Raw genomic sequence first — 24,103 nt, 5'->3', positions numbered from 1 at the left:
CCCATGCTGGATATCAAAGGACTGCTGGTGGTGCGCGGGCAAGGCCCGCAAGCCCACCAGGTACGGCTGGACTCGCTGCAGCTGCGCCAAGGAGAGATCTGCGCGATCACCGGCGAAAGCGGCTGCGGCAAAAGCACCCTGCTCGAAGCCATCGGCCTGTTGCTGGCGCCGCAGGCGCTGGAGCGCTACCAACTGGGGCCAGAGGCGCTGGACGTAGCGCGGTTGCTGGCCGCTGAGCGTGAGGCAGAATTGGCTGCTGTGCGTTCGCAGCAGTTGGGTTTCGTGCTGCAGAACGGTGGTCTGCTGCCGTATCTCACGGTGCGCGAGAACATCAACTTGCCACGCCGCATGCTCGGCCTTTCCGGCCGCAGTGACGCAGTAGGCACAGCCATCGATGTGTTGCGCCTTGCCCCGCTGCTCGACAAGTTGCCCCAGGCGCTGTCGATTGGTGAGCGTCAGCGCGTGGCCTGCGTTCGGGCGATTGCCCATGAGCCACGCCTGCTGCTCGCCGATGAACCCACCGCAGCCCTCGACCCGCTCAACGCCCGGCGTTTGTTCGAGCTGTTGCTCAATCTGGTCAGCGAGCTGGGCCTCAGCGCTTTGGTGGTATCGCACGACTGGGCGCTGATCGACAGTTTCGGCTTGCCACGCCTGGGCGCGGTCAACGGTGAAGGAGAGACGCGCTTTGAAGCCCTGGCATAAGCGTCTCGGATTACTCCTGCAGCTGTCGCTGGCCGACCTCTGGCACGACCGCAAGGTCACCCTGTGCATGGCCGCGTCGCTGGTGGCGGTGATTGCCCCGCTGCTGCTGTTGTTCGGTCTCAAGCATGGCGTGGTCAGCCAGTTGCAGAACGAACTGTTGAGCGACCCGCGCAACCTTGAAATCAAAATGCTCAGCAGCGGTCACTATGACCGCCAATGGATTGAAGCCCTACGCCAACAACCGCAAGTAGGTTTCGCCATCGGCCAGACCCGCTCGCTGAACACCCAGGCGGACCTGCTCGGCGAGCGTGGCCGCTTCGCTGACAACGTCGAAGTGATTCCAACCCAGGCCAACGACCCGTTGCTCAACTCGCCCCTGAGTGCCCTGCAGGGTGATCAGGTGATTCTCAGCGCGCGCGCCGCCGAGCGCCTGAGCGCCAAAGCCAGCGACAGCGTGCGTCTGCGCGTGGCCCGGCGTATGGACGGCGTGAATGAGCGCGGGGAACGGACTCTGCAAGTGCAGGCAGTGCTGGAGCCTGCGCGCTTCGCCCGCCCGGCGGCGTTTGTCAGCCCCGAGCTGCTGCTTGAACTTGAGTATTACCGCGATGGCTATCAGGTCGCGGCGCTGGGCGGTGTGACGGGCAAAACCCTGGACGGGGTGAACGTCGGCTATGCCCGCGCCCGCCTCTATGCCCGCGATATCGACAGCGTCGAGCCGTTGGAACGCTGGCTCAACGAACAACGCATCGAGACCAGCAGCCGCCTGGCCGAGATCGACAGCGTCAAGGCCATCAACCACGTGTTGGGGCTGATCTTCAGCGTGATTGCCGGTGCCGCACTGATCGGCTGCATCGCCTCGCTGGTGGGTGCCTTCCTCGCCAACATCGACCGTAAACGCCGCAACCTGGCGGTGCTGCGCCTGCTGGGCTTTGGCAGTGCGGCAGTGGCGGGCTACGTGGTGCTGCAGGCATTGCTGCTGAGTGCGGTGGGTTACCTCGGTGGGCTGGGCAGTTACTTCGTCGGCAGCCTGCTGTTCGATTACTTGCTCGGCAGCAGTCAGGCCACCGGCACCTTTGTTTGTCACATCACTGTCTGGCATGGCCTGGTGGCCTTGTTCCTGGCCTTCCTGGTCGCTGCCCTGGTCGCCCTGATCGGTGCCCTGCGTGCGATTCGAATTCAACCTGCGGAGAGTTTGCGTGAGCTTTAAAGCCTGCTGCCGTCTGATGTTTGTACCTCTGAGTTTCGGCTACCTGCTTAACGCTTCAGCCGCTGCCTGGGAAGAAAAGCACTACAACCCGATGCCAGAGGCCGATGACGTGGTGCTGCCAATGCCGTGCGAAGGCTCGATGGTGTTTCGCAAGGTGTTGATCCCGCTGGCCGGGCCGCTGGACGACTTCCCGATCAACATCGGCCAGGACAGCGCCGAGTGGGGCTATGTCGAACAGACCCGCCCCGCCTTCATCTCCGGCAGCTTCACCAGCGCCAAGGGTGACAAGTCGCGTTACTACCTGATGGCCAAGTACGAGATGACCCAGCTGCAGTACCAGGCCCTGACCAGCGAAACCTGCCCGACGCCGTCGAACAAACTGCGCTTGCCGGTGGTGTCGGTCAGTTGGCTGGATGCCCTGCAGGCCGCCGACAAATACAACCGCTGGCTGCGCGCCAACGCTGCGGCCAAGCTACCGAGCGAAGACGGCGCCCAGGGCTTCCTGCGCCTGCCTACCGAAACCGAGTGGGAGTTTGCTGCCCGTGGTGGTCTGCAGGTCAGCACGGCTGAATTCCGTGACGGCCGTTACCCCATGCCTGAAGGCCTGAACAGCTATGAATGGTACGCGGGCGCGCAGTCGGCCAACGGCAAGTTGCAGCTCAGCGGCCTGCTCAAGCCTAACCCGCTGGGCCTGCACGACATGCTCGGCAACGCCAGCGAGATGATGTTCGAACCCTTCCGCCTGAACAAACTCGACCGTCAGCACGGTCAGGCCGGTGGCTATGTGGTGCGCGGCGGCAACTACCTGACCGCCGAAGGCCAGTTGCGCACAGCGCTTCGCCAGGAAGAGCCGTACTACAACGGCGAGGGCCCGGTGACGAAAAAAACCAACGGTGTGCGCCTGGCGCTGGTGTCGCCGACCCTGACTTCGCGTGAGCGCGTCAGCAGCATCGAGAAGAGCTGGAGCAAGCTGGGCAACGATCAGCCGTCGGCCAACCCGAAAGACAAAGGCACCGTCAAAGCCCTTGAAGACCTGGCCTCCAGCGTTGAAGACCAAGGCCTGAAAGACCAGCTCAAAAGCGTGGAAAACCAACTGCGCGCGAGCAACCAGCAACAGCAGGAAGCCCGTGACCAGGCGATCCGCGCCAGCCTCAACCTCGGTGCGTTCCTGTGCACCAAGATGCTCGATGACGGCCAGTACCTGGACTTCCTGCAGAAAAACTATGCCGCCAACTGCAAGGCCGGTGAGGAAGACCCGACCTGCGGCATGCGCAAAACCAAACTGGACGAGCAAGACGACCGCCTGCACAAGCTCAGCCGTTACTACGCCAGCTCGCTGGTGGACTCGGCCTCGCTCTATGGCCAGCCGCTGCTCGAAGCGCAGATCCCGGTGCTCGAAGGGGTGCTGACGGCGAACAAGAACCTTGCCGAATTGACGCCTTACCTGCGCACCCACTGGAGCAACCAGGCAGCGTTCCTCAAGACCCAGAAGATCGACATCAACGCCTGGCTCAAGAGCTGCAAGGCCGTAACTCATAATTAACCGCGAACAAGGAAAGCTAACGTGAACAGCAAAAAACCAGGTATTGCCCGGGTGTGGATCGGTTTGATGATGGCGGCCAGCCTGGTGCTCAGCGGTTGCGCCAGCACCGGCAGTTCGCTGCTCGGCGACAACAGCCCAGGCACCGCTGACCCGCGCCTGACCTCGGGTAACGACGCCAAGTTCTTCAGCACCTCGGGTTATCAGGCGTGCGCGGTTGCCGCTGCCGGTGGCGTGCTGGCCTGCACCCTGTCCAACTCGAGCAACAAGGCGGTCTGCGCCGTTGCTGCCGGCCTGGCCGCCTGTGGCGTGGCAATGGGCGCCAACTACTACCTGGATGATCGTCGCGCCAAATACGCCGACACCACTCAGCGCCTCAATGTGATGAGCGCGGACGTGCAGAAAGAAACCGCCAAAGTCGCCGAGCGCACCACCACCCTGCAGCGCGTGATCAACGACGACAAGCAGCAGATCGCCGACATTCAGCGCGACATCAAAGCCAAGACCGTCGACAAGGCCAAGGCTAAGGAAAACATCGCCAGCATCGACAAGAACCTCGACCTGATGCGCAAAGACGTGACCAACATGCAAAAGCGCATCACCGAGTTCCAAGGCGTCGCCAAGCTTGAGCGTGAAAGCGGTTCCAGCCCGGCTGAAGTGGCGAAGGTCGAGGCCGAGATTTCCAAAATGAACACCAAGGTCGCGTCGCTGCAGCAAGAGGTCGATGGCCTCTACAACCAGCGTTCGGCAATCACTCTGGGCTGAGGATAAGTCATGTTGCTACGAATCGGCCTTGGCGCCTTGCTGCTCAGCACCCTGGCGGGCTGCGCCACCACTGCCTCGCAATGCAGCGCCTCGGACAGCAGCGCCAGCCTGATCAGCAAGCTCAACTGTGATTACGGTGGCGGCTACGCCGAGGGCGTGCGCAACAGCGAGCAAGAGCTGATCGCCGCCCGTGAGCAGAACCGCCAGTTCAACCAGGTGTTCGACGAGCTCAGCGCGCTGCAAGCCTCGACCCGTCAGGACCTGGCCACCCAGCAGCGCCAGCAGGCGAGCCTGGAGAAGTCGCTCAACGGTTTGTTGAGCACCCTCAAGGCCCGCCACGGCAATAAAAGCGATGTGCAACAGCAGATCGCCGGGTTGGAAAAACAGCTCAAGGCCAGCCAGAGCGCACCGGCAAAAAATGCCAGCAGCGCCCAGCTTGAAGCCCGTAAACAAGAGCTTAAAGCCCTCCAGCAGCAGGTCAGCCGCCTGCAGTTGAGCTTGGGTTACGAGTAAGCCCCTTCGGCAGCTTCGGCTGCCGATCTTTTTCAGGATTCCATCATGCAGCGGGTTACCCGTGATGCCGGGCCAGACCATTCGGGCCTGGCCGATCTCGTCCAGACAATCGCGATCATCACCAAGCACTTCCCTCCCAGCGTCGCCCAGCTGTATGCCGTTCCGCGCAGCGGCAAGGATGGCGTGCGTGAGTGGTGGACCGAGCTTGAAGGCCAGCCACGGTTGTACCGCGAGCTCAACGCTGACCAGCAAGCGGGTTTGCTGAACGTCTACGAGCAGCGTCAGGACGCCATTCGGCAACTGGCCGCCGAGCTGGAGCAGCGTGGCTTGTCGGGCGAGGCGTTGAATTTGCGGCGCCTGATTGGCCCGGCCAACCTGGATAACCTCTACAGCGTCAACGGCCAGCCGCTGCTGGTGCGTTGGGGCGAGCCGGTCGTGGCGCCTGCACCACCGCCTGCGCCGCCTCCGCCCGTTGCCCCGGTGCGCCGCCGCTGGATCTGGCTACCGTGGTTCCTGCTGCCGCTACTGGCCTTGCTGGCCCTGTTGGCTGCCTTGTGGTTCGGCTGGCCGTACCTGGCGCGCTGGTTCGAAGGCGAGCCGGCGCCGACCAAGCCGTTTGCCTGCATCAAGAGCCCTACCGTACAGCCGCCAGAACTGTCGGTGGTGCTCGATACCTCAGGTTCCATGCAGCTCAACGTCGCAGCGACGCTGGACGATGAGCAGTGGTTCTTCGAAAACCAGGACAACCCGGCACCTGACCTTGTGCGCCTGAAACGGATCATGCAGGGCCCGATTCGTATGGATGTGGCCAAGCAGTCGCTGACGCAAATGGTCAATGACCTGCACCCGGCCATCGACATGCGCATCGTCACCTTCGACGGCTGCCGCACGCCGGTGGACCACGGCGTATTCAACCTGGCCCAGCGCCCGGCCTTGATCCAGGGTATCCAGGGCCTGGTCGCCAACGATGGCACCGCGCTCAGCGCCAGCCTGGACATGGCTGCCCGCGCCATGGATGGCCGCAACCGCGACGGCGTGATCGTGATGTTCGTCGACGGCGCGGATGGCTGCGGCCAGAACGTCTGCGAAGTGGCGCAACGCATCGCCCAAGAGCAACCGCGACTGAAGGTCAACCTGATCAACATCAGCAACAACAGCCTGGCTGACTGCATCGCCACCAGTACCGGTGGGCAGGTCTACTCGGCCAACGATGCTGCACAGCTGGCCGTGGCCCTTGAGGCGGCGAGCCAGGACGTGTCCAGCAAAGCCAACTGCGACTAAGGGCCGGGCAAATGCAACGAGTACTACGCGACACACAGGCGAACCAGCAAGCGGCCTCGGTGCTGGAGCAGACGGTGGCGCTGATTCGCCAGCACTTTCCGCTGAGCATTGCCCAGCTGTATGCCATTCCGCGCCAAGGCCGTGATGGTGTGCTGGAGTGGTGGTCAACGCTGGAAGGTCAGCCGCACCTGTATGCCAGCCTCGAGCGGGAACAGCAGGCGCAACTGCTGCAGCGTTATGAAGAGCGCCAGGCCGCCGTTCAGCAGCTTGCTCAGGAGCTGGAGCGACGTGGCCAGCCAGCGGCAGCGCAGGCGCTGAACCAGCTGATTGGCAGCCCTGACCTGAACAACCTGTACAGCATCAACGGTGAGCCACTGGTGGTGCGTTGGGGTCAGCCAGCGCCTGTGCAGGCGCCACCTCCCGTCGCAGCGCCAGCCGCTCCAAAACCGGCCCCGCCGCCACCTCCTCCACGCCCGGTGCGCCAACGTCGGCCGCTGGTGCTGTGGCCGTGGCTGCTGGGCTTGTTGTTGCTCGCGTTGCTATACGGTTTGTACCAGCTATGGCCGACGCTGCGTCAGCTCTGGCAAGCCGCTGGGCCACAGGCCTGCACCCCTGGCGGGGCATTCAAGGCCTCGGAATTTACCGTGGTGCTCGACACCTCGGGCTCCATGGATGAGCGGATTCGGGTCAAGCGTGAAGACGAGCAGTGGTACATCACGCTGCTGCGCAGGGTGCCGCTGGTGGAGGAGTTCCTGCCGTACGACGCCGCGCAGCGGATTTCGCGCATGGATGTGGCCAAGACCTCGCTGAGCTCAGTCATTCAGAACCTGGACAACGATATCGACATGCGCCTGGTCACCTTCGAGGGTTGCCGGGCACCGCTGGACCATGGCGTATTCAACCCCGGCCAACGCAACGTCCTGATCGACAAGATCAACAAGTTGCAGCCTTCCGGCGGTACGGCGCTGGGCGACAGCCTTGACGCCGCCGCCAGCCAGATGAACGGCCGCGACCGTGATGGTGTAATCGTGATGTTCGTCGATGGCAGCGACAGCTGTGGGCGCAGTGTGTGTGCTGTGTCCAAGCAGATTGCCGAGCAACAGCCACGACTGCGGATCAACATCGTCAACATCAGCAAAAGCACCGGCTCCAATTGCGCGGCTGAAAACACCGGTGGCCGGGTTTACACCGCCAACGATGCCGCCGCCGTCGCCGCCGCCCTCAAAGAGGCCAGCCAAGAGGTGTCCAGCGCCTCCGACTGCAACTAACTCCCCCCGGTGGGAGCGGGCTTGCCCCGCGATGCGGTGAAACTGACACACCGCTATCGCGGGGCAAGCCCGCTCCTACCCGCGGTGGTTGATGACGTTTTTCAATGGGCTCGATGCCGCTTTCGCTCTTGCTCTGTGGCCGTCTGTACACGATTCTTTAGCTATCTGCCGTCATCAACTCCCAGCATTGCAGAGGCCTCTATGAAAACCGTGGCACAGCTCCTGAAAACCAAAGCCCAGCAGCACCAGCAGGTTCATACCATTGGCCCCGGGCAAATGGTCCTCGATGCCCTCAAGTTGATGGCCGAGAAAAACGTCGGCGCCTTGCCTGTGGTCGAGGGTGGCCAAGTGGTGGGGATCGTCAGTGAGCGCGACTACGCGCGCAAGATGGTGCTCAAGGGCCGCTCGTCAGTGGGTACTCCGGTCAGCGCGATCATGAGCGCACCGGTAATCACCGTGGACCCGCACCAGAACATCGAGTACTGCATGAACATGATGACCAACAGCCATTTGCGCCACCTGCCGGTGGTGGAGAACGGCGAGCTGTTGGGCCTGCTGTCGATTGGCGACCTGGTCAAAGAAGCCATCGCCGAGCAAGCCAATATGATTCAGCAGCTGGAACAGTACATTCGCGGCGATTGATTCGCCGCGTAGCGGCTCAGCGGTATTCGCCCTCCAGCTCATCGAGCTGGTGGTCGAAGCTGCGCAGGCGTGCCGACCAGGTGTACACCAGCACTTCCAGGTCGCGGTTCAGTACCGCGCCGCCTCGTCCGCCTCGTCCGCCGCTTTGCTGCGAATCGCACAGGTCCAGTTGATAGCGCTCACGGGCCATGGCGGTGGCGACGGTGGAGAGTTCGCGGGCGTTGTCCAGCCAGTGTCGGCGTAGGTCGTGGGTTTCTTTGTCCAGCTCCCGGCACTCGCGTTTCAGGGCTTCCAGGCTTTGCTCCAGCGGCGTGCCTTCCAACTCGCCCATAACTTCCTGAAAGGTTCGCCCCGGCTGCCAGTAGCTGCCCCAGAAGTAGCGGTCGAAAACGGTTTCAACGCGCCGCAAGGCGACTTTGGTGTTCCAGATCGCCACCAGCGTTCGGCCCTGAGCCAGCTGGCGCTTGCTGACCCGTAATTGCTGCCAGGCAATCCAGGCCAGTGCAGTCAATGCCAGTGCCCCGATCACTCCGCTGGCTGCGTAGAGAAATACCAGGGCCTGGTCCAGTTGATAGCTCTGTTTGACGCCGTAGAAATAACCGACGGTCAGCAGGCCCAAAGCACTCACGGAACACCAGAAACCGACGGCATAGGGATCTTTCATTGCGCTATCCCCCTGTTGTTTTTTTCTGAGCATAGCAACGCCGCACGCCGGTATCAGTGCCACTCAGCGTTTATTTCGCAGGGCCTCATTGAGCTGATCGAACATCACTGCCCAGTCCGAATCTTCCTCGATACTATCCTTGAGAAAGGTCCGTTGCGACTCGTTCCAGAACGGTGCGTCGACCAGTTTGATCTCGCCTTTGAGCGGCGAATGGCTGGTGATGAACTGGTCGATGCCAACCGGGTCGTCGGGCAAGCCAAGCTGTTTGAACAATTCTGAAAACTTGTGATTGGGTGCTTCCATAGGTCACTCCTTAGCGCCAGACCAGCCGTCCACGACGCCAGCCTGGCAGTGGGTTGATCATCAGCAAACCTCACGCACTTCGGCGTTAGGCACCAGTTTCAGGTATTGCGCCATGTTCATGTGGATCAGGTGGTCGTGATCGCCGGCTTCGACATAGACATCGCCTTGGCGGGTCAGGGTTGGGTCAACCAGCATCTTGATCGAGTAGGCATCGCCCATGGCCGGAATGGCGCCGCGTTCACAGTCGCCAAACAAGTGGGGCAAGTTGCTTTCCGAGGTCATGTGCCACTGTCCGGTGGCCTGCACTTTGCTCATGTCCAGGTGACGATTGGCCGGTAGCACGGCCATCAGGTAGTTGCCATGACGGTCGTCGAGCATGACTGACTTGGCCACCCGCTCGGCCGGAACCCCTGCCATGCGCGCCGACTCAAGGCTGGTGGATGAGTGCGCGTGAGGAACGATGTCGTAGTCGCAGCCGGCCTTGTCCAGGCACTGCTGCAGGGTTTTTGCCATACGCATGATGCACCTCCAGAGAGAGCTCCCCCACTGTTGAAGTTTAGGCCGTGCGCCTGCAGGCAGCAGACTAAACTTAGTAGACACGCACAATCCGGGTGAATTCAGGTGATCGCTCGTTGGTGTCGGCACCTGCTCTTCCTGCTCTTGCTCGGCGCGTTGCCTGGCAGCCAGGCAGCGCCCGCTCATTCGGTATTGGTGCTCAGTATTAACGACGCCATCGGTCCGGCCAGTGCCGATTATCTGATACGTGGCCTGCAACAAGCCAAAACCGACCAGGCGCAACTGGTGGTGATTCGCCTGGATACACCGGGCGGGCTCGATAGCTCGATGCGCGAGATCATCAAGGCGATCCTTGCCAGCCCTGTGCCCGTCGCCAGCTTCGTTGCGCCCAGCGGTGCGCGGGCGGCGAGCGCCGGTACCTACATTCTCTATGCCAGCCACGTGGCCGCGATGGCCCCCGGCACCAACCTGGGTGCTGCCACCCCGGTGCAGATCGGCGGCTTGCCCGGTACGCCGAAAGACCCGGGCGCACCACCGGCAGCACCGACCGGCGACAAGCAACCGGCACCCACCGAGCAAGACACCTTGACCCGCAAACAGGTCAACGACGCTGCCGCTTACATTCGCAGCCTGGCGCAACTGCGCGGGCGCAATGCCGAATGGGCCGAGCAGGCTGTGCGTGACGCTGTCAGCCTGCCCGCCAGCGAAGCGCTGCGCCTGAAAGTCATCGACCGCGTCGCCAACGACCTGCCGGATCTACTTCGCCAACTGGACGGCAAAACCCTCGAAGCCGCCGGGCAATCGCGCCCCCTGAACACCGCCAACGCGGCCGTGATCGAGCGCCAGCCCGACTGGCGCACACGCTTGCTGGCGGTGATCACCAACCCCAGTGTGGCGCTGATTCTGATCATGATCGGTGTCTACGGCCTGATGTTCGAGTTCATGAGCCCCGGCTCCGGCGTAGGCGGGGTGATCGGTGGCATCTGCCTGTTGCTGGCGCTGTACGCCTTGCAACTGCTGCCGGTGAGCTATGCCGGCGCCGGGCTGATCCTGCTTGGGGTGGCGTTCATGATCGCCGAAGCCTTCATGCCCAGCTTTGGCGTGGTCGGCTTCGGCGGCATCGTCGCCTTTGTGGTGGGTGCGGTGATTCTGATGGACACCGATGTGCCGGGCTTCGGCATCCCGCTACCGCTGATCCTGTTTCTGGCGCTGTTCTCGGCCCTGCTGCTCGGTGGTGTGGTGGGCATGGCGGTGAAAGCACGCCGACGAGCGCTGGTCAGCGGTGACGCTGGGCTGGTCGGCAGCCTGGCCACGGTCATGGCGGTGAACGACAGCGATCCATACATCGGCTCTGTGCAAGCACAGGGTGAACAGTGGCAGGCGCAATGCCAGACGCCGCTACAGGTGGGGCAACACGTCCGGGTGATCTCACGCAAGGGCGTACTACTGGACGTCAGTGCTGCAGCCGAGGCTGCGGTGCAAGGAGACTGAAGATGTTTTTCGAACTGGGCATTGGTGCACTACTGGCTTTTGCTGCGGTGTTGCTGCTGTCGGCGTTTCGCATCCTGCGCGAGTATCAGCGCGGCGTGGTGTTCCAGCTTGGGCGCTTCTGGCGGGTCAAGGGGCCGGGTTTGGTGCTGCTGATTCCCGGCGTACAGCAAATGGTCAAGGTGGACCTGCGGACCGTGGTGCTGGATGTGCCGCCGCAGGATGTCATCACCCGCGACAACGTCTCGGTCAAAGTGAACGCGGTGCTGTACTTTCGCGTGCTCGATCCGCAGAAAGCGATCATCCAGGTCGAGGACTTTCTCATGGCCACCAGCCAGCTGGCACAAACCACCTTACGCGCCGTGCTTGGTAAACACGAGCTGGATGAACTGCTGGCCGAGCGTGAGCGCCTGAACCTGGATATCCGCCAGGTTCTCGACGCGCAGACCGACGCCTGGGGCATCAAGGTGGCCAACGTCGAGATCAAGCATGTTGACCTCAATGAATCGATGATCCGCGCTATTGCCCGTCAGGCTGAAGCCGAACGTGAACGGCGGGCCAAGGTGATTCATGCCGAAGGTGAACTGCAGGCGTCGGAAAAGCTGATGCAGGCGGCGGAAATGCTCGGGCGCCAGCCGGGGGCCATGCAACTGCGCTACATGCAGACGTTGGGCACGATTGCTGGGGACAAATCGTCGACCATCGTCTTCCCAGTGCCGATCGATTTGCTCAAGGGCATGATGGACAAATGACAACCTCGGTGGGAACAACTGTCTGCACTACCTGTGGGAGCGGGCTTGCCCCGCGATGCGATGTGACTGACAGATCGCTATCGCGGGGCAAGCCCGCTCCTACCGGAGGGGGTTACCAGCCGCCGCCCAGGGCCAGGAAGAGTCTGATCTGGCCCATCGCCACTTGGGTGTTGGCCATGGCCAGTTGCGCGCGCATGTCGGTGTAGGTCCGTGTCGCCTGCAGATCAGCCAGGAAGGACTCACGCCCAGCCTGGTAGAAGCGATGGGTCTGGTCTGCCGCCTGTTGCGCGGAGCGCTCGGCGTCGGCCAGGGCATCACGCCGCTGCAGCAGTGCACTGTACTGCGCCAGGCTGGTCTGGGTTTCGCGAATGGCGTTGAGCACCACCCCGTCAAAATGCGCCAACGCCGCCTGGGTCGAGGCCTCGGCCTCGCGGATGCGCGCCCGTGAGCCGTTGGTCGGGACAGTCCAGGTCAGCAATGGGCCAAAGCCCCAGCGATTGGTGGCGGGTTCGCCAAGGTTTTCGAGGATGCCGATGGTACCTACCTGCGCACCGATGCTGATGTCCGGGTACAACTGCCCGGTCGCCACGCCGATGGTCGCGGTAGAGGCGGCCAGCTGGCGTTCGGCCTGACGGATGTCAGGGCGGCGCTTGAGCAGCGCAGCGCCATCACCCACGGGCAATACCTGGGCGATGTGCGGCAATTCCGCACACTCGGCAGTCCCCGCGGGCAACTGCGCCACCGGTTTGGCCAGCAGCATCGACAGGGTGTACAGGCCAGCCTCGCGGGCCGCCTGGTAACGAGGCAACTCGGCACGCAGTGATTTGAACTGGGTCTGCGAGCGGGTTACCTGAGTTTCATCACCACGCCCGGCGTCACGCAGGCGCTGGGTGAGGTTGACGCTCTGTTCCTGCAGGTCCAGCGACTCGCGGGCGATGTGGTATTCCTCGTTGGCCGCACACACCTGGGTGTAGGCCTGCACGACATCGGCCACCAAGGTAATGCGCGCGGTGTCGGCAGCGGCCTGGGTTGCATCGGCGTTGGCCTGGGCAGCCTCTACGCCACGCTTGAGGGTGCCCCACAGGTCAAACTGATAAGAAGCGCTGATGATCGCTTCACCGATGTTCGCCACCGGGACTTTTTCCGGCAGCAGGAAGGCTTCGCCGGATTCCTGCAAGCGCTGTGCGCCCAGCTTTACCCCACCGTTGAGTCCGCCCTGGGCTTCAGCCTGTTCGACCTGCGCCCGGGCACGGGCGATGTTGGCGGCGGCAACACGCAGTTCGCTGTTGGCCGCCAGCGCCTGACTGACCAGGCTGTTTAACCGCTGGTCGTGATACAGATGCCACCAGTTCGCGGGCACTGGCGCAGACACCACGCTATTGGCGTCCTGGCGCAACTCACCTTGCAGGTCAGCACGCTGGACGGCCGCCTCTTTCGGCACTTTGTAGTCCGGCCCAACCATCTGGCAGGCCGACAGCAGCACGCTCAGGCCGAGCAACGACAGTCGTTTCATTGCTCGTTACCGTCGATGATCGACACCGTCGCGGTGCGTCCGGCGATCATGCGAAAGTCTGCCGGCACTTCGTCGAAGGCGATCCGCACTGGAATCCGCTGCGCCAAGCGCACCCAACTGAAGGCCGGGTTAACGTTGGGCAGCAGGTTGGCGCCGCTGGTGCGGTCGCGGTCTTCAATACCGGCGGCAAAGCTTTGCACGTGTCCGCGCAGGCGAGCGCTGTCACCCATGACGCGGATATCCACAGCCTGACCGATGTGGATACCCCCCAGTTTGGTTTCTTCAAAATAGCCGTCGACGTGGTACGAGGCGCTATCGACCACTGCCAGCACCGGCTTGCCTGCGCTGACGAATTCATGGGCACGCGGGGCGCGGTCGTTGAGGTAGCCATCCACCGGGCTACGCACCACCGAGCGGTCGAGGTTGAGCTGAGCAGCGTCCACCGCCACTTGCGCCTCGGCCAGCGCCGACTGTGCCCGCGCCTCTCGCGACTGGCTTTCTTCGAGTTGCTCCTGCGCCACCAGGTTACCCAGGCCACGGTTACGGCGCGCCTCACGCTGGGCCTGAGCCAGGGTTTCCTTGCGTTCCGCCAAGGTCGCCTGGGCATGGCGCAGAGCCAGGCGGAAGCGGTCTTGATCGATGGTAAACAGCACGTCGCCGCGCTTGACCACTTGGTTGTCGCGCACTTCAACCTGCTGGATCAGGCCAGACACGTCTGGCGCGATCTGGATCACGTCGGCGCGGATATGCCCGTCGCGGGTCCAGGGGGCAAACATGTAGTACATGACCATCTGCCAGACCAGAACGGTCGCCAGTGTCACTACCAGCAGGGTCAGGACCACGCGGCCCAGGGTCAATAAAGGTTTTTTCATGGCAGCATCAGGTTTCGGCAAAAGTGGTCAACCGTGCCGAGCAGCACGGCGTAAAGCGCAACGTTGAACAACGCCCGGTGCCAGACCAGGCGGTAGAAATGCACGCGGATGAGCACCGCGTGCACCCCGAGAAACAACAGGTAGGTGGCAACCATCATTACCAATAGCGTGGGCAGGAACACCCCGCTGATATCCAGTTCACCGATCACAGGGGCGCTCCATCGATACCATAAGGCAATTGCGGTTGGTCATCAGAGGGCTCCAGCACCACCTCGACGCCAGGCAACAACGCCAGGCGCAAGCCGCTCAAGGCGTGCAACAGGTGCACCCGGGCTTCGGCGCTGTCTGCCAGGTCATTGAGGTTCAGCGCGCGGCGTGCGCGCTCCATGTTCTGCAGCAGTGCTTCGGGCGCGTGCAGACGACGGCGGGCATCGAGGCAGGCCTGGAAATGCGCACCCACCTCCGCGACCACGCGTTCCAGCATTTGCCGTGGTTGTGCGCCCACCCGTGGCGCATAGGCCAGCACGTCGAGCAGGCTCAGGCCGACGCGCAGATCGCGCAGGGCGCTGCCGGTGTCCTGGCCGGTCTGGGTCAGGCGTGGCAGGTGTTGCATCAGGCGGTCGAGCATTTGCACACCGAGGCGGCGATGTTCGGCCAGGGTCGCGGGGCGGGTCATGCCGACGATGTCGTGCCAACTGAAACGCGTCAGGCGCTTGGCCGCCAGCTCCACGCCGAACGGGCGCATCACCAGGGTCCAGATAAAGGCGAACAGCAAGCCCACCGGCCCTGCCAGGTTGGAGTTGACGAAGGTCAGGAAGTTAGCGTCGTAGGCACCCTGGATACTGATGAACGACGCCGTGTTGACGATGGTCAGCAAGGTACCCAGGTAGAACTGCGGCTGTACCGTCAGGGTGCCCACGCAGATGAACGGGACGGCGAACGCCAACACCAGCATCGGGAAGTCGTGCAGGTTGGGCAGCACCAGAAACAGGTAGAGGCTGGCGAACACCACCGAGGCGGCGGTCCAGAAGAAAAACCGGTAGATCTGCGGTGCCGGGTCGTCCATCGCGGCGAAGAAGCTGCACGCTACCGCCGCGAGAATCACTGCGCTGCCACCGTCGTTCCAGCCGGAGAGAATCCACAGGCTGGTGGCGGCGATGATTGCGGTGACGGTGGAGAACACCGAGTACAGCATCAGCCCTCGGTCGAAGAAGGGCGTCAGCCGACCCAGGCGCCAATGCCGGTACACCGCACGCCAAGGGGACTGATCTTCGTTGCGGATGGCGTGCAGCAGGCTGCAGCAGTCTTGCCACAGGTCGACCCATTCCGCCAGGCGGTACAGGGCGTTGGACAGCAGCAATGACGGACGCTGATCCAGCGACGCGGCACTGGGCTGCATGTGCTCAATTTCCGCGCGCAACGCCGACCAGCGGCTCGGCGCGGCATCGCTGGCGGTGGCTTTGAGCCACTCGCGCGCTTGCTCCAACAACGGCTGCAGTTGCCTGGCCTGCTCCGGCGCGCGGGCCTCCAGGGCGAGCAAAGCATCATCCAGGCCATCGACGACAGGCAGCAGGTGAATCATCCGACCGCGCAACTCACGGGTGTTTTTCACCGTTTGCGGACGGGCACCTTCGTGAGGCAACTGACCGATCATCAACTCCAGGGAATTGAAGGTCGCCACCATCGAGGCCCGTGCGCTGCCGACTGTTTCCGGTGATGCGGCACGAGCGAGAAAGGTATCGCTGTAGCGGATCGCTTCGTTGAACCAGTTGCCACTGGCACTCACCAGTACCGGTGTCAGTCGGCGGGGCCAGAAAATCGCCCCGACAACCGCAGCACAGACGATCCCCAGACAGATTTCCTGCGCCCGGGACGAGGCGATATCGAACACCCGCAGCGGGTCATCGACAACCGGCAAGGCGATCATCGGCAAGGTATAGCCCGCCAGCATCAGGGCATAGCTGTTGGCCGTGCGCAGGTGCAGGGAAAGGAACAGCAAGGTGCCGGTCCACAAGGCGATAGCCACGGTCAGCAGCACCGGAGTCTGCACCAGCAAGGGCACCATGAACACCGCACCAGCAGCGCCCAGCAACGTGCCCAATGCGCGGTACAGGGCCTTGGAACTGGTGGGGCCGACAAAGGGGCTGGAAACGATGTAGACGGTGGCCATGGCCCAGTAAGGCCGCGGCAGTTGCATGAGCAAGGCGATGTACAGGGCGATCATCGATGCCGCGAAGGTGCGCACGCCATAGAACCAGTCACGCGCGGGCGGCACGGTGCTGAAAAAACCCTTCACGACGGCACTCCTGCCATGCGTTGTTCCGCCTGTTCAAAAGCCCGCAGCACCCGCTGGGTGGCCAATAGATCGGCCTCGTCAATGTCCTTGAGCACCTCACGGCGCAAGCGCGTCAGTTCGCTTTCAATGGCCTCGGCCACAACCCTCCCCCTGCTGGTCAGACTCAGGGCTTTGGCCCGGCGATCTACCGGGTCTTCGCTGCGGCAGACAAATCCGGCTTTGCACAGTTGATCGAGCAGGCGCACCAGTGACGGGCTCTCAAGGCCTGCGGCCCGGGCAACGGCCACCTGGTGAACACCATCACCCAGGCGCATGATCATCAGCAGCGGCATGGCGCACGCCTCGGAAATACCGTAGTCGGCCAAGGTCGTCTGGCACATGCGCCGCCAATGCCGACTGGCCACCACCATACCGCTGCTGATGTTCTGTTGCAGTGCGTCACGAGTCATGAAGGGAGGGTCATCGCTATATTCATAGTTTGCTAACTATCAATGTTCTGCGAACAACGCCTCCGCCGTCAAGCGTGGCTGACGACTGCCCTCTCAGGGCTGGAGTTGATCGTCGAGCTTCATGGTCAGCGCCAACGAACTGCCCATCGCAATGGCCTGGTCACGCCAGTATAGGTAGCGCAGGTTGTTGTGTGACACGCTGAAGTGCACTGCCAGCTCTTCAGCCGCCTGCATCACCCCCGCGACGGCCGCCAGCTCCAGCCAATAGATGCCGGCCTTCTGATCGACGGCCACGGTTTGCCCATGCAGCAGCCGATAACCGACTTCGAAGCGGCAACGCGCCTCGCCACGCTGCGCACCTCGCAAGAACCAGCTGTAAGCCATGTGCAGATCGACCTGCCACTGCTGCGCGTCGCTGTCGCAGATTTCTTCCTCGTAGAGATCACCCAGGGCCGCGGCTGCCTGCTCCATGCCACGCTCGAAGGCGTGTTGGTAATACTCGGCCGCGCTGGCATAGGCAACCTCCACACCCTTGCCGAAATAGTACTGCTGCCCCAGGTTGAACCAGGCCGCGGCACTGCCCTGCAGCGCGGCCATGCGCAGCAAGTGACCGGCCAGCGGCGGGTCGGCGCGCCAGTATTTGCCATTGAGCCAGATCCAGCCCAGGTCGTTGAGCGCCGCCACACTGCCATCCAGTGCCAGGCCACGCAGCTCGCTGTACAGCGCTTGCAGATCGCTGGCTTCTTCCAGGCGGCTGATCAGGATGAAGCTTTCGCCCAAAGCCGCCCGCTGACTGGGCATACCTACCCCGGCGTACAACCGCTCCAACTGCCCGGAGCGACCCGGCATCGGAATGATTCGCTCAGGCAGCAGACGCTCGAGCAGTGGGTAGATGTTGCTGGCAGCTGACATGTTCATCCTCATTGAACAACCCATCCAGACTGATGGCGGGTGTGATGAGGCGTGATTCTGCTCACTGCGACGACAAAACCTGTCGCGAACAATCCGTTTGAGGCAAATCAACGGCTTCATCCTTGAATTGAAAGATAAATGGCCAATTGCCATATCTCTCCGCTGGGACCATGCTACAACCGCAAGCCTAGACAAGGACGTTATCTTTTGCCCTCTGCCACTACCCGTGCCACCCTCAGCCGCCAATGGGAGCTGCTGCGCCAATTGCCCAGCCGTTCGCCCGGTATTACCAGCGCCGAGCTGGTCGCCCGTTTGCAAGGCGCCGGCTTTACCATCAGCAAACGCAGCATCGAACGCGACTTGAACGAGCTGTCGCTGATTTTCCCGTTGGAACGCAACGACAAGAGCATTCCCTACGGCTGGCATTGGGCGGCCAACGCCTGCGTTGAATTGCGCGGGATCAGTGTCAATGAGGCGCTGAGCCTGGCATTGGTTGAAGAAGCGGTGCGACCGCTATTGCCCAGCAGCATGCTCAAAGTGCTGGATGCGCGCTTTAATCATGCGCGGCAGAAGCTCGAACACCTGTCCAGCGCCAACAAGGCGGCGCGCTGGCTGGACAAGGTTGCGAGTGTGCGGGCGGACCTGAATATGCAGGCCCCGGAAGTTCCGGACACTATTCTGGAAACCCTGCAAGAAGCCTTGCTTGAAGAATACCAACTGCACTGCCAGTACTATTCGGCGCACAACGACCGGGTTAGCCAGTTGACCCTCAATCCGTTGGCGCTGATTCAGCGTGGGCAGATCAGTTACCTGATTGCCACCGCGGCCCCTTACAGCGACATTCGTCAGTTCGCCGTGCATCGCTTCCGCCAGCTGCGCGTACTCGACACCGCCACCGAAGGCCTGCGCGACTTTGATCTGCAGGCCTACCTGCGTAGCGATGCGCTGCAGTTCGGTGACACCGACAAGATCGAATTGCACGCCTGGATCAGCGATAACCTGGCGCGTTTGGTGCGGGAAACGCCGCTGTCGGCGGACATGCAACTGACGCAACTGGAGCACGGCCATTGTTTGCAGGCGACGGTGAGTAACAGCTGGCAGTTGCGCTGGTGGCTGTTGAGTCAGGGCGACAGTTTGATCGTTGAACAGCCTCTGGCCCTGCGCCAGCAGATTGCCGAAACGTTGAGCAATGCAGCGGCGCAGTACCAGACCGCTTAAAACACCCGGTAGGAGCGGGCTTGCCCCGCGATTGCGATCCGTCAGTCACGTCGCATCGCGGGGCAAGCCCGCTCCTACAGAAAGCCCGCTCTTAGCGTTCGCGGAGGGCTTCGGCGCGGGCGCGGATGATCGGTTTGAGCAGGTAGCTCAACACGCTTTTCTTGCCAGTGATGATGTCCACCGAAGCGACCATGCCCGGGATGATCAACAACGGTTTGTCGTCAGTACCCAGGTGGCTGCGCTCGGTGCGCAGTTTGATCACGTAGAAGGTGTTCTTTTCTTCATCGGTGATGGTGTCGGCACCAATCTGCTCAAGCTTGGCTTTCAGGCCACCATAGATGGTGAAGTCATAGGCGGTGAACTTGACCATGGCTTCCTGGCCAGGATGCAGGAAGGCAATGTCTTGCGGCCGCACACGCGCTTCAACCAGCAGGGTGTCGTCCAACGGTACGATTTCAACCAGGTCACTGCCCGGCTGGATCACACCACCCACGGTGTTGACCAACAGCTGCTTGACGATACCGCGAACCGGCGAGGTCACCAGGGTCCGGTTGACCCGGTCATCCAGGGCTTTGCCAGTGGCTTGAGCCTTGCTCAGGTCGGTACGTGCTTCGTTAAGCTGGGTGAGCGCATCGCTACGGAATTTGCCGCGAGTCTCGTCAATCTTGCGCTCTACTTCCTTGATCGCCGATTCGGCGCGCGGGATGGCCAATGACGTGGCGTCCAGCTGGCCGCGGTTCTCCACTTCGGCACGCTTGAGGCGCAGCACTTCAACCTGGGAAATCGCGCCCTGGGCTACCAGCGGCTCAGACATGCTGATTTCCTGGCGCAACAGCTGCAGGCTGTTGCGGTACTGGGCCTGCTTGGAACTGAACTCGCGCAATTCTTGCTGACGTTGTACCAACTGCTCCTGCAAGCCGCCGATTTCGTCCTGCAATTGCTGACGACGGCTCTGGTACAGCGCCTCTTCGTTGGCTGCCTGGCTTGGTGCGGCCTTGCGAATCTCTTCGTCGATTTTCAGTGGGCGGTCTTCAACCTCAGCACTCAAGCGCTCTACACGCAGCGCCATGGCCAGCCGGTCTGCCTCGGTTTCACCGACGTTGGAGACAAAACGCGTGTCGTCCAGGCGCAGCAAAGGGGCGCCCGCTTCGACGATCTGACCCTCTTTGGCGTAGATCTGCGCAACGATACCGCCTTCCAGGTTCTGGATTTTCTGCAGCTTGGACGAAGGAATTGCCTTGCCTTCACCGCGGGTGACTTCGTCGATGATCGCGAAGTTGGCCCACAGCCCCATGAACAGGAAGAAGGCGATTACCCCCCAGATGGTCATGCGCACGATGCGCGGCGCATCTTCGATCAGCGCCTTGTTGACCTCTGGCAGTGGCTGGCCGCTAAGGGAATCGGTGCCTTTGAAGTATTTGCGCAGGTTCTCTTTGAATTGGCCCATATCGATCTTATGCAACACTGATCTGCCCCTTCTTCAGCGCATCCATAACGGCGGCTTTCGGGCCATCCGCAACAATCTGCCCCCGGTCAACGACGATCAGACGATCGACCAGTGACAACAACGATGCCCGGTGGGTGACCAGGACCACGGTTTTGCTCTCGATAACGGCCTGCAGGCGCTGCTTGAGACGTTCCTCGCCGGTGTTGTCCATGGCGCTGGTGGGTTCATCGAGCAAGAGGATCTGCGGATTGAGCAGCAGTGCCCGGCTCAGGGCGACGTTCTGGCGCTGACCGCCAGAGAGGTTCTGGCCACGCTCACCCACCTGCAGCTCATAGCCTTGCGGGTGCAGGCGCGCGAATTCATGGACGCCCGACAGCTCGGCGGCCTGCAGCACCAGTTCATCTTCGACGTAACGTGCGCCGCTGACCAGGTTGTCACGCAGGGTACCGGCCATCAGCTGAATGTCTTGCGGCACGTAACCGACATTGTGGCGCAGTTCGCTGACGTCGATCTGGCGGATGTCTACGCCGTCGACCAGCAGCGAGCCTTTGTCGGCTTCGTAGAGGCCGACAATAAGCTTGGCCAGCGAGCTCTTACCGGAGCCACTACGGCCAATGATGCCGATCTTTTCACCCGGCCGAATGACCAGGTTGACGCCCTTGAGCGCCTGGTTCTGCTGGTTCGGGTAAGTGAAATCGACACCGCGGAACTCAATCGCACCTTGCAGCACCTGACGGCTCAGCGGGCGCTCTTCGAAGTTGCGCTCCTGCGGCAGCGCCATCATTTGGTCGGTCGACACCATGGTGACCTTGGCCTGCTGGTAGCGGGTGAGCAAACCGGACAGTTGCGCCATCGGGCCCAGGGCGCGACCACTGAGCATGTAACAGGCAATCAGGCCGCCCATACTGAGGTTGCCGGCAATGATCTGGTAGACACCGGCACAGATCAGCGCCACACCCGCCAGTTGCTGGATCAGCAGGGTGATGTTCATCGCCAGGCCAGACAGCACTTTGACTCGCAGTTCCAGACGGCTAAGGGTGCCGATGGTCTGCTCCCACATGTACTGGCGCTCGCTCTCGGCATTATTGACCTTGACCGCATCAAGGCCGGCCAAGGTCTCGATCAGACTCGACTGGCGCTCGGAGGCCAGGGCCATGGTTTGCTCAAGCGTGGCGGTCAGGGGCTTCTGCAGGGCGTAGCCAATGCCCAGGGCCAGCGGGAAGGCAATGATCGGGATCCACACCAGGTGCCCGCCAATGATGGCGATCACCAGCAAGATCAGCAGGGTGAACGGCAGGTCGATAAGACTCGCCAGGGTCAGCGAGGCCAGGAAATCACGCAGCCCCTGGAACTCGTGAATGTTCTGGGCAAAGCTGCCGACCCGCGCCGGACGGTACTTCATCGCCATGCCGACAATGCGTTCGAACAGCGTGGCCGAGATGATCAGGTCAGTCTTTTTCCCCGCCAGGTCAAGGCACAAACTGCGCAGGCCTTTGAGGATCAAGTCGAAGATATAGGCACCGGCAATACCGATGGCCAGCACCCACAGGGTCGCCGTCGCCTGGTTGGGTACCACCCGGTCGTAGACGTTCATGACGAACAGCGGCGCCGCCAGGGCGATCAGGTTGATCACCAGGCTTGCGGCAATGGCATCGATGTACAGCCAGCGGCTGCGCTTGAGCGTGTCGCGGAACCAGGAGCGGGCGCGGGGAATCAGGTTGCCGTGATTGACGTCGAACTTGTGCTGCGGCTGGGCAAAAAACACCCGGCCGCTGTAGTCCGCCTGCAGCGCCTCGCGGCTGACGTGGACCTCGCCGCCGTCACTCTCGCTGAGCAACAGCCGCGCGGTATCGTCATTTTCCCAACCGAGCAGCACCGTACTGCGACCGTCCTTGAGCAGCAGCATGGCGGGCATGGCAATGCTCGGGATCTGCTCAAGCTTGCGTTGCAACAGACGACCCTGCAGACCAGCACGGGCTGCTGCGCGTGGCAGCAGTTCCGGGCTCAGGCGCTGCTCCGGCAGCGGCAGGCCGGTGGTCAGCATGGCTCGACTGGCGGGCTTCTGGTGCAGCACACACAGTGACAAAAGGCTGTCCAGCAGCGGGTCGTCGTGCTGGCTGCGTGGATCATGGCTGAGTTGGACTCGACTGACTTCTGATTCCACGCGGCTTCTCTTAATGGTGACGGTCGGGGTTCACGGTGAGCCTCAGTTCATGCCAGGCAGGCTCACTTGCGGTTTCAAATCGTTCTGCACAACGGTGGCCATCGGCGCTACAACACCCTGGCTCTTGAGCAGTTGGCCAATGGTCGCCTTGATTCGATACTGAGTAAATACTTGAATGTTCTTCACCTCCGTCAGACGACGCTGGGCGGTGAAGAGTTCGTTTTCACTATCGAGCAAGTCGAGCAAGGTCCGCTCGCCCAGGCTGAACTGCTTCTGGTAAGCGGAACGCACGTTGCTGCTGTAGTCGACATATTGCTGGGCAATAGGCAATTGCGCGTTGGCGTTGTCCATAGCATTCCATGCCAGGCCTAATTCCTCATTGAGCTGGCGCAAGGCATTGTTACGAATGTCCAGCGCCTGATTGGTCAGGTACGACTTGGATTCCAGGTCGGCCTTGTTGCTTCCACCGTTGTACAGGTTAAAGCTCATACGCAGCATAGCCTGCCATTCGTTATTGTGGCCGTTCATGCCATCAATATCGTTATCGGCCGTTCGTCCGAGTTCTGCATCAAAGCGCGGATAGAACGTAGACTTCGCCGCCTCGTATTGCTTTTCCGCTGCCGCAATGTCGGATTCTGCCGAACGCAGGATCGGGCTGCTCTCGACCATCTGCTGACGCGCTTCGTCGAGGTTGGCCGGCAACAGGTCGATGAACGGTGCAGGCGCACTGAGCTCATCAGGCATCTGGCCAACCACGCTCAGGTAGTTGGTTTTGGCGTCTGCCAGGTTGGTTTGCTCGGTGATCAGGTTGTTGCGGGCCTGGGCCAGACGCGCTTCGGCCTGGTCAAGGTCAGCCAGGCGACCAACGCCATTCGAGGTACGCAGTTTGATCTGGTCGTAAATACGTTCGTGGCTGCGCAGGTTGTCTTCGGCCAGGCGCACCATTTCACGTCGGGTAAGGACATCCAGGTAAACCTGGGCTACGGTCAGTGCCGTGCGCTCGGACGAGCCAAGCAAGGCATAGGCACGCGAGTTGACGGTGGCTTGTTGACGCCCTACTTCGCTGGACGTGGCAAAACCGTCGAAGACCATTTGTCGCAGGCGCAGGCTGGATTCACCACGGTTGAGCGTCTCCCAGCGGTTGCCAGTGCTCGGGCTGTCGGTCCCTTCGCGGCCGTAGCCTGCCAGCACGTCAACCTTCGGCAAGTAGCCACCCTTGGCAGCACGCAGCTGGTAGTCCGCAGCGATACGGCTGTTGACCCCGGCCTGGATTTCCGGGTGCACCTCAAGGGCTTTTTGCATGGCCTCTGGCAGAGTTTGTGCTTGAACGAAGCTGGCAGCGAGAGCGAAAGGAAGAGCGGTGAACAATGACGCGCGCATTAGACTTTTTTCCTGGGGACCTCTTGTCCCAAATCACAGCAAAAGGCGTTGCTGCATTCGAAAATGGCAACCAGATAGACGTTATGTCGGAGACTTCCGAATGGGTACTCAAGCGTACGCAGGAAGGGTGGCAGCCGTAAAAATATCAATGTGACATTACGGGGCCGATTGTTTAGGATGGCAACAGTAAGGTCAATAGTTTGGCATAAAG

The 24,103-nt window shown here is 61.9% G+C and carries 23 protein-coding genes; 11 read left to right on the top strand and 12 right to left on the bottom strand.

What is annotated here, in order from left to right:
- The first annotated feature begins 3 nt into the window (after positions 1-3).
- The 8 genes from ACP6KB_RS00740 to ACP6KB_RS00705 all read left to right on the top strand — a co-directional run bounded on the left by ACP6KB_RS00740 (position 4) and on the right by ACP6KB_RS00705 (position 7,918).
- Complete coding sequence (locus tag ACP6KB_RS00740) at positions 4-702, top strand: ABC transporter ATP-binding protein (protein WP_442111326.1); 699 nt, start codon at positions 4-6, stop codon at positions 700-702.
- Entirely contained in the window at positions 686-1,909 is a 1,224-nt protein-coding gene (locus ACP6KB_RS00735) for an ABC transporter permease (protein WP_442111324.1), read from the top strand. Before ACP6KB_RS00740 ends, ACP6KB_RS00735 begins: the two co-directional genes overlap by 17 nt.
- Positions 1,910-1,925: 16 nt before the next feature.
- Positions 1,926-3,452 (top strand): formylglycine-generating enzyme family protein, encoded by a 1,527-nt coding sequence (locus ACP6KB_RS00730; protein ID WP_442111322.1) that lies wholly within the window; start codon positions 1,926-1,928, stop codon positions 3,450-3,452.
- A 21-nt stretch (positions 3,453-3,473) separates the two neighbouring features.
- Positions 3,474-4,214, top strand: coding sequence for a hypothetical protein (locus tag ACP6KB_RS00725; protein ID WP_442111320.1), 741 nt, complete (start codon positions 3,474-3,476; stop codon positions 4,212-4,214).
- A gap of 9 nt (positions 4,215-4,223) precedes the next feature.
- Complete coding sequence (locus ACP6KB_RS00720; protein WP_442111318.1) at positions 4,224-4,727, top strand: hypothetical protein; 504 nt, start codon at positions 4,224-4,226, stop codon at positions 4,725-4,727.
- A 45-nt stretch (positions 4,728-4,772) separates the two neighbouring features.
- Entirely contained in the window at positions 4,773-6,008 is a 1,236-nt protein-coding gene (locus ACP6KB_RS00715) for a VWA domain-containing protein (protein ID WP_442111316.1), read from the top strand.
- Positions 6,009-6,019: 11 nt separating this feature from the next.
- Positions 6,020-7,276: a VWA domain-containing protein gene (locus ACP6KB_RS00710; protein WP_442111314.1), complete on the top strand. Its 1,257-nt coding sequence runs from the start codon at positions 6,020-6,022 to the stop codon at positions 7,274-7,276.
- Positions 7,277-7,477: 201 nt separating this feature from the next.
- Entirely contained in the window at positions 7,478-7,918 is a 441-nt protein-coding gene (locus ACP6KB_RS00705; protein ID WP_442111312.1) for a CBS domain-containing protein, read from the top strand.
- Positions 7,919-7,934: 16 nt separating this feature from the next.
- On the opposite strand, the gene ACP6KB_RS00700 is transcribed toward ACP6KB_RS00705, so the two are convergent.
- The 3 genes from ACP6KB_RS00700 to ACP6KB_RS00690 all read right to left on the bottom strand — a co-directional run bounded on the left by ACP6KB_RS00700 (position 7,935) and on the right by ACP6KB_RS00690 (position 9,404).
- The gene (locus ACP6KB_RS00700; RefSeq protein ID WP_442111310.1) at positions 7,935-8,582 is read right to left on the bottom strand and encodes an NADH:ubiquinone oxidoreductase subunit N; all 648 of its coding nucleotides are present in this window, start codon (positions 8,580-8,582) and stop codon (positions 7,935-7,937) included.
- A 63-nt stretch (positions 8,583-8,645) separates the two neighbouring features.
- Entirely contained in the window at positions 8,646-8,885 is a 240-nt protein-coding gene (locus tag ACP6KB_RS00695) for a DUF2789 domain-containing protein (RefSeq protein WP_133216342.1), read from the bottom strand.
- Between the two features lie 60 nt (positions 8,886-8,945).
- Entirely contained in the window at positions 8,946-9,404 is a 459-nt protein-coding gene (locus ACP6KB_RS00690) for an aminoacyl-tRNA deacylase (protein ID WP_442111308.1), read from the bottom strand.
- A 102-nt stretch (positions 9,405-9,506) separates the two neighbouring features.
- Between ACP6KB_RS00690 and ACP6KB_RS00685 the strand changes: the two genes are divergently transcribed.
- Complete coding sequence (locus tag ACP6KB_RS00685) at positions 9,507-10,892, top strand: NfeD family protein (RefSeq protein WP_442111306.1); 1,386 nt, start codon at positions 9,507-9,509, stop codon at positions 10,890-10,892.
- Positions 10,893-10,894: 2 nt separating this feature from the next.
- On the top strand, positions 10,895-11,641 hold the full coding sequence (locus tag ACP6KB_RS00680; RefSeq protein ID WP_442111304.1) for a slipin family protein: 747 nt from the start codon (positions 10,895-10,897) through the stop codon (positions 11,639-11,641).
- Between the two features lie 112 nt (positions 11,642-11,753).
- Here the strand turns inward: ACP6KB_RS00680 and ACP6KB_RS00675 are convergent, their stop codons facing one another.
- The 6 genes from ACP6KB_RS00675 to ACP6KB_RS00650 all read right to left on the bottom strand — a co-directional run bounded on the left by ACP6KB_RS00675 (position 11,754) and on the right by ACP6KB_RS00650 (position 17,683).
- Positions 11,754-13,154, bottom strand: a complete 1,401-nt coding sequence (locus tag ACP6KB_RS00675) for an efflux transporter outer membrane subunit (RefSeq protein ID WP_442111302.1) — start codon at positions 13,152-13,154, stop codon at positions 11,754-11,756.
- Positions 13,151-14,026, bottom strand: coding sequence for an efflux RND transporter periplasmic adaptor subunit (locus tag ACP6KB_RS00670; RefSeq protein WP_442111300.1), 876 nt, complete (start codon positions 14,024-14,026; stop codon positions 13,151-13,153). The genes ACP6KB_RS00675 and ACP6KB_RS00670 overlap by 4 nt, the downstream gene beginning before the upstream one ends.
- Positions 14,023-14,235, bottom strand: coding sequence for a DUF1656 domain-containing protein (locus ACP6KB_RS00665; RefSeq protein WP_442111298.1), 213 nt, complete (start codon positions 14,233-14,235; stop codon positions 14,023-14,025). Before ACP6KB_RS00665 ends, ACP6KB_RS00670 begins: the two co-directional genes overlap by 4 nt.
- On the bottom strand, positions 14,232-16,322 hold the full coding sequence (locus ACP6KB_RS00660) for an FUSC family protein (RefSeq protein WP_442111296.1): 2,091 nt from the start codon (positions 16,320-16,322) through the stop codon (positions 14,232-14,234). Before ACP6KB_RS00660 ends, ACP6KB_RS00665 begins: the two co-directional genes overlap by 4 nt.
- Entirely contained in the window at positions 16,319-16,771 is a 453-nt protein-coding gene (locus ACP6KB_RS00655) for a MarR family winged helix-turn-helix transcriptional regulator (protein WP_442111294.1), read from the bottom strand. Before ACP6KB_RS00655 ends, ACP6KB_RS00660 begins: the two co-directional genes overlap by 4 nt.
- Positions 16,772-16,864: 93 nt before the next feature.
- Positions 16,865-17,683, bottom strand: a complete 819-nt coding sequence (locus ACP6KB_RS00650) for a tetratricopeptide repeat protein (RefSeq protein WP_442111292.1) — start codon at positions 17,681-17,683, stop codon at positions 16,865-16,867.
- Positions 17,684-17,890: 207 nt separating this feature from the next.
- On the opposite strand from ACP6KB_RS00650, the gene ACP6KB_RS00645 reads away from it, so the two are divergent.
- Entirely contained in the window at positions 17,891-18,901 is a 1,011-nt protein-coding gene (locus tag ACP6KB_RS00645; RefSeq protein ID WP_442111290.1) for a helix-turn-helix transcriptional regulator, read from the top strand.
- Positions 18,902-18,992: 91 nt separating this feature from the next.
- Here ACP6KB_RS00645 and ACP6KB_RS00640 read toward each other — a convergent pair whose 3' ends face one another.
- The 3 genes from ACP6KB_RS00640 to ACP6KB_RS00630 are packed head-to-tail and all read right to left on the bottom strand — an operon-like array spanning position 18,993 to position 23,892.
- Positions 18,993-20,348 carry an HlyD family type I secretion periplasmic adaptor subunit gene (locus ACP6KB_RS00640; protein ID WP_442114236.1) on the bottom strand — a complete coding sequence of 452 codons (1,356 nt, stop codon included), beginning with the start codon at positions 20,346-20,348 and terminating at the stop codon, positions 18,993-18,995.
- Between the two features lie 7 nt (positions 20,349-20,355).
- The gene (locus ACP6KB_RS00635; RefSeq protein WP_442111288.1) at positions 20,356-22,512 is read right to left on the bottom strand and encodes a type I secretion system permease/ATPase; all 2,157 of its coding nucleotides are present in this window, start codon (positions 22,510-22,512) and stop codon (positions 20,356-20,358) included.
- A gap of 42 nt (positions 22,513-22,554) precedes the next feature.
- Complete coding sequence (locus ACP6KB_RS00630) at positions 22,555-23,892, bottom strand: TolC family outer membrane protein (RefSeq protein WP_442111286.1); 1,338 nt, start codon at positions 23,890-23,892, stop codon at positions 22,555-22,557.
- Positions 23,893-24,103: the final 211 nt, after the last annotated feature.

It is taken from the genome of Pseudomonas sp. NUPR-001 (assembly GCF_052147955.1).
Taxonomy (GTDB): domain Bacteria; phylum Pseudomonadota; class Gammaproteobacteria; order Pseudomonadales; family Pseudomonadaceae; genus Aquipseudomonas.
Note: the sequence above shows the minus strand (reverse complement) of the source record. Positions and strands in the feature narration are given on the sequence as shown.